Source organism: Mycobacterium sp. THU-M104 (genome assembly GCF_049197365.1).
GTDB lineage: Bacteria > Actinomycetota > Actinomycetes > Mycobacteriales > Mycobacteriaceae > Mycobacterium.
Genome location: NZ_JBMIOP010000177.1, coordinates 1 through 7,346, shown reverse-complemented (window position 1 = coordinate 7,346; position 7,346 = coordinate 1). Strand labels below are relative to the sequence as shown.

At 67.9% G+C, this 7,346-nt stretch carries 10 protein-coding genes; 8 read left to right on the top strand and 2 right to left on the bottom strand.

All coding sequences use genetic code 11. From position 1 onward, the window contains the following. Positions 1-76: 76 nt before the first annotated feature. Positions 77-787, top strand: coding sequence for an HNH endonuclease family protein (locus ACOJVU_RS14305; protein ID WP_421530375.1), 711 nt, complete (start codon positions 77-79; stop codon positions 785-787). 19 nt (positions 788-806) lie between these two features. Here the strand turns inward: ACOJVU_RS14305 and ACOJVU_RS14300 are convergent, their stop codons facing one another. Together ACOJVU_RS14300 and ACOJVU_RS14295 are read right to left on the bottom strand one after the other, a co-directional pair. Next, the gene (locus ACOJVU_RS14300; RefSeq protein ID WP_421530374.1) at positions 807-1,658 is read right to left on the bottom strand and encodes an aldo/keto reductase; all 852 of its coding nucleotides are present in this window, start codon (positions 1,656-1,658) and stop codon (positions 807-809) included. A gap of 295 nt (positions 1,659-1,953) precedes the next feature. Beyond that, positions 1,954-2,202 carry a hypothetical protein gene (locus ACOJVU_RS14295; RefSeq protein WP_421530373.1) on the bottom strand — a complete coding sequence of 83 codons (249 nt, stop codon included), beginning with the start codon at positions 2,200-2,202 and terminating at the stop codon, positions 1,954-1,956. Here ACOJVU_RS14295 and ACOJVU_RS14290 point away from each other — a divergent pair. The 7 genes from ACOJVU_RS14290 to ACOJVU_RS14260 all read left to right on the top strand — a co-directional run. After that, positions 2,201-3,319 carry an alpha/beta hydrolase gene (locus ACOJVU_RS14290; protein WP_421530372.1) on the top strand — a complete coding sequence of 373 codons (1,119 nt, stop codon included), beginning with the start codon at positions 2,201-2,203 and terminating at the stop codon, positions 3,317-3,319. The two genes, ACOJVU_RS14295 and ACOJVU_RS14290, sit on opposite strands and share 2 nt — an antisense overlap. A 109-nt stretch (positions 3,320-3,428) precedes the next feature. Further along, positions 3,429-4,193, top strand: a complete 765-nt coding sequence (locus tag ACOJVU_RS14285) for a DsbA family protein (protein WP_421530371.1) — start codon at positions 3,429-3,431, stop codon at positions 4,191-4,193. Between the two features lie 8 nt (positions 4,194-4,201). After that, the gene (locus ACOJVU_RS14280; protein ID WP_421530376.1) at positions 4,202-4,825 is read left to right on the top strand and encodes a vitamin K epoxide reductase family protein; all 624 of its coding nucleotides are present in this window, start codon (positions 4,202-4,204) and stop codon (positions 4,823-4,825) included. Between the two features lie 7 nt (positions 4,826-4,832). After that, a complete protein-coding gene (gene rsmD, locus ACOJVU_RS14275; protein WP_421530370.1) occupies positions 4,833-5,387 on the top strand; it encodes a 16S rRNA (guanine(966)-N(2))-methyltransferase RsmD in 555 nt (184 codons plus the stop codon). A gap of 71 nt (positions 5,388-5,458) precedes the next feature. Then, positions 5,459-5,941 carry a pantetheine-phosphate adenylyltransferase gene (gene coaD, locus ACOJVU_RS14270; RefSeq protein WP_421530369.1) on the top strand — a complete coding sequence of 161 codons (483 nt, stop codon included), beginning with the start codon at positions 5,459-5,461 and terminating at the stop codon, positions 5,939-5,941. Positions 5,942-5,979: 38 nt separating this feature from the next. Continuing rightward, on the top strand, positions 5,980-6,942 hold the full coding sequence (locus tag ACOJVU_RS14265; protein ID WP_421530368.1) for an amidohydrolase family protein: 963 nt from the start codon (positions 5,980-5,982) through the stop codon (positions 6,940-6,942). 103 nt (positions 6,943-7,045) lie between these two features. After that, positions 7,046-7,346, top strand: a 301-nt coding sequence (locus tag ACOJVU_RS14260; protein ID WP_421530367.1) for a hypothetical protein, incomplete at its 3' end; no start/stop codon positions are given.

Below are 7,346 nucleotides of genomic sequence, written 5' to 3'. Positions count from 1 at the left end.
GACAAATCATGAGCCGGGACAAATCATGAGCCGGGACAAATCATGAGCCGGGACAAATCATGAGCCGGGACGAATCATGAACCGGAAATCGCTGTTGTGGTTGTCGGCGGTCGCGGCGCTCGCGCTGGTCGTCGCCTATCAGACGCTGGGCTCCAAGGCGGCCGAGCGCGCCGAGGTGGCCGCGCGCGCCGACGTGCCCACGGTGGCGCCCGGCACCGACGTGCTCGCCGGCATCGGGGTGCTGCCGCAGCGGCTGCACCGCTACGACTACCGCAGGGGGGCCTTCGGCGCCGCGTGGGACGACGACAACGACGCCCCGCTCGGCCATAACGGGTGCGACACCCGCGACGACATCCTCAACCGCGACCTTGTCGACAAGACGTATGTGTCGATCAAGCGCTGCCCGGACGCGGTGGCCACCGGAACGCTGCACGACCCGTACACCAACAACAGCATCGCCTTCCAGCGCGGCGCTCACACCGGCGAATCGGTGCAGATCGACCACATTGTCCCGCTGGCCTACGCGTGGGACATGGGGGCCTACGGGTGGCCGCCCAGCGAGCGGTTGCGTTTCGCCAACGACCCGGCGAACCTGCTGGCCGTGGAGGGTCAGGCCAATCAGGACAAGGGGGATTCGCCCCCGGCGCGCTGGATGCCGCCCAACACGGCGTTCGACTGCCAGTACGCCATGCAGTTCATCGCCGTGCTGCGCGGCTACCAGCTGCCCGTCGACGAACCGTCCGCCGGCGTCCTGCGGCGGGCCGCGGCCACGTGCCCGGCGGGTTGAGGCGGCAGACAGGTTGGGATCAGGAGCCCGTGCCGTCGAAGGTGTCCGGGTCCGGGCCCAACCGGGTCCCGTCGTCGAGACCGCTGATCGCGTCGACGTGCTCGGAGGCCAGCTCGAAGCCGAAGACGTCGAGATCGGCGGCGATGTGCTCGGCCCGGGTCGAGCGGAAAACCGCGGCGTTACCCAGTTGCAGGTTCCACCGCAGCAGCACCTGTGCCGGCGTCTTGCCGTATTCGCCGGCGATCGAGCTCACCGTCGGGTTGTCCATCAGCCTGCCCAGCGCCAGCGGCGTGTGGGACTGCGTCACCACGCTGTGCTGCGCGTGCACCGCGCGCAGCTCGGCCTGGTGCAGCAGCGGGTGCAGCTCGACCTGGTTGACGGCCGGCGTGACGAAGGTCAGGTCGATGACGGTCGACAGCTGGTCCCCGGTGAAGTTGGAGACACCGATGGAGCGGGCGTGGCCCTCGCCACGACACTGGATCAGACCGCCGAAGGAATCCACGTAGGCGCCCAGCGACGCGGCCGGCCAGTGGATCAGGTAGAGGTCCACGTACTCCAGGCCCAGTCGCTCGAGGCTGGCGGTGCAGGCGTTCATGGACCTGGAGAAACCCTGATCGGCGGTGGCCAGTTTGGTGGTGACGAAGAGCTCCGCTCGCGGAATGCCGGAGGCCGCGATCGCACGCCCGACTCCGGCTTCGTTTCCGTGGGCCGCGGCGGTGTCGATCAGCCGGCAGCCGATCGCCAGCGCCGCCGACACCGCGCGTTCGGCCTCGTCGTCCGACAAATCCGCGACGCCGAGGCCGAGAACCGGCATCGTGTTTTCGTCATTGAGAGCTATCGAGGGTACGGCGGCGCCCGACTCGCCAGTCACGTTGTTCACCTACCTGTGAAATCGAAAGTTTGTGGATCCTGACCAAGCCGCGTTCCTGTCCGCCGACGAAGAGATCCGCGCCACCTGGTTCGGCGCTGAGTTCGAAGTCGAACACGTCGAAGGTACTCGCTATCCGTGAGGGGATCACCGACTTGGGGATCCCGATACTACCCAGCCGGAGGTGCGTGCGGATCGACGCCTGCGCCGTGACGCGTGCAGCGCCGGCGACGCTCTCCGAGGGGTCGCGGATCCAGCTCGATCTGGTTGAGCGCCGTAACGATGCCGGTGGCGTCGCTCAGAACCGTCGGGTGCCCGGGTGCGGATTGCTCATCCCCAACTGTCCACGAGCGAGCCCTGGCGGATGCATGCCGGCCTGGACGGGCAACGGCCTCGGCGTGCCGTCGTCGCACTGGTCGGTGTTCCACAGTTCGGTCACCACGTAGAGTTGGTCGCGCAGCACGCCGGACTCGGCCACCGGCCGCCGGTTCTCCCGTACATCACCGTCATTCCCCGTGACGCAGTTTTCCTCGAGGGAGCAGCCCATGACAAAGAGTGCGCCAGGCGCGCAGGAGCTTGACCGCGCAGCCAAACGCGCCTCGATGCATTTGTCTGCTCGCCTGCAGGGCGCGGTCACCACCGTCGGTGTCAAGGTCATCCCGTGGATACCGGACCCGGCCAAGCGGGTGCTGTTCGGCGGCCGTTCGGTCATCATCGACGGCAACACGCTGGACCCCACGCTGCAGCTGATGCTGTCGGGGCTGCGCGCGGTCGGCGTCGACGGGCTGGTCGTCGGCGACGATCCAGCGGCGTCCCGCGCCCAGATGCACGAGATGACCGTGGGGTTTCCCGGTCCGCAGATCCACGTCGATGTCGAGGACCTCACGCTGCCCGGGCCGGCCGGCCCGATCCCGGCGCGCCACTACCGCCCCGCCGGCGGTGGTGCCGCGCCGCTGCTGGTTTTCTACCACGGTGGGGGGTGGGCGCTCGGCGACCTGGACACCCACGACGTGCTGTGCCGGTTGACCTGCCGCGACGGGGGCATCCACGTGTTGTCCGTCGATTACCGGCTGGCCCCCGAGCACATGGCCCCGGCCGCGGTCGAGGACGCCTACGCGGCCTTTGTGTGGGCCTGCGAGAACGCCGGCGAACTCGGTGCGACGCCCGGGCGCGTCGCGGTGGGCGGGGACAGTGCGGGCGGCAACCTGGCCGCCGTCGTGTGCCAGCAGGCTCGCGACGAGGGCGGGCCCACCCCCGTGCTGCAGTGGCTGATCTATCCGCGGACCGACTTCACCGCGCGGACCCGGTCGCTGAGCCTGTTCGCCCGCGGGTTTCTGCTCACCAAGCGCGACATCGACTGGTTCCACGCCCAGTACCTGAGGGATTCCGGCGTCGACCCGGCCGATCCGCGGGTGTCGCCCCTGCTGGCCGAGTCGCTGTCCGGGCTGGCGCCGGCATTGATCGCGGTCGCGGGATTCGACCCGTTGCGCGACGAGGGGGAGAACTACGCGGCGGCGCTTCGGGCGGCCGGCACCCCGGTGGACCTGAGGTCGATGCGCTCGCTGACCCACGGCTTCGCCAATCTGTTTCCGCTGGGGGGTGCCAGTGCGGCCGCGACCAGCGAACTGGTTTCGGCATTGCGCGCTCATCTGAGCCGGATGTGAGGCGCCCGGTAGTCTAGAGGCGCCGTCGACCGACCGTGGTCGGGGCGAGCTCCGCACCGAAAGATCCCCCGCACCGAAAGATCCCCCGCACCGAAAGATCAGGGAACCCGTGGCCGACAACTCCAAACGTCCCCCGCGATTCGACATGTCGTCCGCCGGCGGCAAATCCGGCCGCCTCGTCCAGATCGGCGGTACCGCCGTCGTCGTGATCTTCGCGGTCGTCCTCGTCGCCTACATCGTCACGTCGCACCACAAGAAGGACGGCAGCACCGGATCGGGCGACACGGTGCGGGTGACGTCGAGCAAGCTGGTCACCCAGCCCGGGACGAGCAACCCCAAGGTGACGGTCACGTTCTACGAAGACTTTCTGTGTCCGGCCTGCGGCAATTTCGAACGTACTTTCGGACCGACGGTGTCGAAGCTGATCGACATCGGTGCCATCGCGGCCGACTACTCGGTGGTGTCGATCCTGGACAGCCCGCGCAACCAGGATTACTCGTCGCGGGCCGGCGCGGCGGCCCTGTGTGTCGCCGACGAATCCATCAGCGCGTTCCGCCGTTTCCACGCCGCCCTGTTCAGCACCGACATCCAGCCCAGCGAACGCGGCAGCAGCTTCCCCGACAACGCCAAGTTGATCGAGATCGCTCGGGAATCCGGCGTCGTCGGCAAAGTTCCGGACTGCATCAACAGCGGCAAGTATCTGTCCAAGGTGACCGATGAGGCGGTGGCCGCACACATCAAGGCAACCCCGACCATCAAGATCAACAGCGACGACTACGACCCGTCGACACCCGACGCGTTGGTCGCCAAGGTCAAGACCATCGTCGGCGACGTGCCGGGCATCGACACCGCGGTTACGCCTGCGGCGTCGTGACGACCCCGGTGGCTGCCGAACCCGCTGCACCGGTGCGCCCGGATCCGCAGCCGTGGGAGGGCGTCCCGGCGCCCAGTGCATGGTGGTTGCTGATCGGCGGTGCGATCGGGTTGGTGGCCTCGCTGACCCTCACCGTGGAAAAGCTTCGCCTGCTGCGCAACCCCTCGTACGTGCCGTCGTGCAACCTCAACCCGATTCTGTCGTGTGGGTCGGTGATGCTCACGCCGGAGGCATCGATCATGGGAGTGCCCAACACGCTGCTCGGCGTCGTGGGCTTCACCGTGGTGATCGTCACCGGCGTCCTGGCATTGACGAAAGTAGCTCTGCCCCAATGGTATTGGACCGGCCTGACGGCGGGGATCCTGGGCGGGGTGGCGTTCGTGCACTGGCTGATCTTCCAGAGCCTGTATCGCATCGGGGCGTTGTGCCCCTACTGCGTGGTGGTATGGGCGGTCACCGTCTCGCTGCTGGTGGTGTTGGCATCGGTCGCGGTTCGCCCGGTGCTCGGACAAGCCGGGACCGCGGTGCGGCTGCTCCACCACTGGAGGTGGTCGATCGCCGTGCTGTGGTTGACCGTGGTGTTCCTGCTGATCATGGTGCGGTTCTGGGACTATTGGTCGACGCTGCTATAGGTCACCGGTGACCCGGATCATCGGCGGGGTCGCCGGGGGGCGGCGGATCGCCGTCCCGCCGCGGGGAACCAGGCCGACCACCGACCGGGTTCGCGAATCGCTGTTCAACATCCTCGCCGCACGATGCGAACTGACCGGTGTGGCCGTGCTGGACCTCTACGCCGGTTCGGGGGCCCTCGGGCTCGAGGCGCTGTCGCGTGGCGCGGACTCCGCGGTGTTCGTGGAGTCCGACCAGCGCGCCGCCGGCGTCCTCGCGCGCAACATCGAGACTCTCGGCCTCCCCGGCGCGACGTTGCGTCGGGGTCCGGTGGCGGCGGTCCTGGCGGCCGGGGCGGGCGCTCCGGTCGACCTGGTGCTGGCCGACCCCCCCTATGACGTCGACGCCGCGCAGGTCGGGGCCGTGCTGGCCGCGTTGACCGACCACGGGTGGGTACGCGAGGAAGCCGTCGTGGTGGTCGAACGCGGGGCGAACGGCGCGCCGCTGACCTGGCCTGCCGGCTGGCGACCGTGGCCGTCGCGCGGGTTCGGCGACACCCGCCTGGAGATGGCCGAAGTTCGCTGAGCGGCCCTGCTAGCGTCATCGGGCATGACACCCGACGACGATGCGGAGCCTAAGAACCGGGAGCGGGGTTCATGACGGGGGCGGTGTGCCCCGGATCGTTCGACCCGGTGACGCGGGGCCACGTCGACGTTTTCCAGCGGGCCGCGGCCCAGTTCGACGAGGTGGTGGTCGCGATCCTGACGAACCCTGCCAAGCACGGCATGTTCGATCTCGACGAGCGGATCGCCATGATCGAGGAGTCGACGACACATCTGCCCAACCTGCGGGTGGAGGCCGGGGAGGGTCTGGTGGTCGACTTCGTCACGGCCCGCGGGATGACGGCCATCGTCAAAGGGCTGCGCACCGGCACCGACTTCGAATACGAGCTGCAGATGGCGCAGATGAACAAGCACATCGCCGGTGTCGACACCTTTTTCGTCGCGACCGCCCCGGAGTTCTCGTTCGTGTCGTCATCGCTGGCCAAGGAGGTCGCGACGCTGGGCGGTGACGTGTCCCAGTTGTTGCCCGAACCGGTGAACCGCCGCATGCGCGAGAAGCTTCCTCGCCGACACTGAAAGGCGTTTCGCCGCAACCATTCACAGAAGGGAATCCGGTGAGGTACATCGCTTTGGAAGAGGCCTTCTCCATCCCCGGCATCGCCGATCCCATGTCCCAGTTATCCTCTCGGACAACACCATATGCAGAAGAATGGCTGCGTAAATTGCCCGACTTCACCCGATACCGGCTCCCGGAGATGGACGCCGCCGGTATCGATGTCCAGGTGCTGTCGCTGACCGTTCCCGGTGTGCAGGCCGACGTCGACGCCGATACCGCGCGCGACAATGCCCGGCGCGCCAACGACTTCCTTGCCGACGTGGTGTCCCGGCACCCGACCCGTTTTCGCGGTTTCGCCGCCCTGCCGCTGCAGGACCCCCAGGCGGCGGTGGCCGAATTGGAGCGCTGCATCACCGAACTGGGTTTCTGTGGCGCGCTGGTCAACGACCATTTGGGTGGTCACTATCTCGACGAGCCGGTGTTCGAACCGCTGTGGGAAGCGCTGGAATCCCTGGTTGTACCGCTGTATCTGCATCCCGGCGCCCCACCGGTCGACCACTGGCACGTGCTCAACGGCCACCCGGAACTCTACGGCGCCATGTGGAGCTGGGCGGCCGAGGTGTCCGGGCACGCGCTGCGGATCCTGTGCGGCGGGGTGTTCGACCGCCATCCGGCCGCGACGCTGATTCTCGGCCACATGGGCGAGTTCCTGCCGTTCCAGCGCAGCCGACTGGACTCGCGCTATGCGACCACCGTCACCGACTGCCGGCTGCAGCGCCCCCCGTCGGCCTACCTGGGCACCAACGTCGTCTTCACCACCAGCGGCGTGTTCTCCCCGGCGGCCCTCACCGGCGCCGTGCTGGAGGTCGGGGCGGACGCCATCATGTTCTCCGTCGACTATCCCTACGAGTCGTCGCAGGCGGCCGTCGACGGGTTCGAGCGCACCACGCTGAGCCCGGGTGATCGCGAGAAGATCGCGCACGGCAACGCCGAACGCATCCTGAGGATCAACGTATCGTGAGGATTTGAGTCATCCGAGGACCGCCCCGGCCCGGTCGGCTGCCTCCAGGATTGCCCAGCGCGGGTACCGATGGGGTGATGCACTGACTGCAAACAATCCCCGTGTGGCACCGGAGGCTGCAGCCGAACTGATCGCGCTGCTCGCCGACGGGCAGCACCCCCTGCGCCACGTCGCGGCAGGTGCGTGGGCACCGCGACAACGACATCCATTGGCGGCAGGAGCAACTCGACCAGCCGGCCGCCATGCCGCGTTGTCGTTGTCGTTGTCGTTGTCGTTGTCGTTGTCGTCGTCGGTGGGCTCGTTGTCGTTGAACCACCCCGAGTTTCGTGCACACCTTCTTTTGTGGGAAGGATGGCACGATGCCAAGCAAGTACGACCCGGAGGTCAAGGCGAAGGCGGTCCGG

What these genes read in the sequence shown, in the direction of transcription:
- ACOJVU_RS14305 (WP_421530375.1), top strand. Translation starts at nt 77, where the DNA reads ATGAACCGGAAATCGCTGTTGTGGTTGTCGGCGGTCGCGGCGCTCGCG.
- ACOJVU_RS14290 (WP_421530372.1), top strand. Translation starts at nt 2,201, where the DNA reads ATGACAAAGAGTGCGCCAGGCGCGCAGGAGCTTGACCGCGCAGCCAAA.
- ACOJVU_RS14295 (WP_421530373.1), bottom strand. Translation starts at nt 2,202, where the DNA reads ATGGGCTGCTCCCTCGAGGAAAACTGCGTCACGGGGAATGACGGTGAT.
- coaD (WP_421530369.1), top strand. Translation starts at nt 5,459, where the DNA reads ATGACGGGGGCGGTGTGCCCCGGATCGTTCGACCCGGTGACGCGGGGC.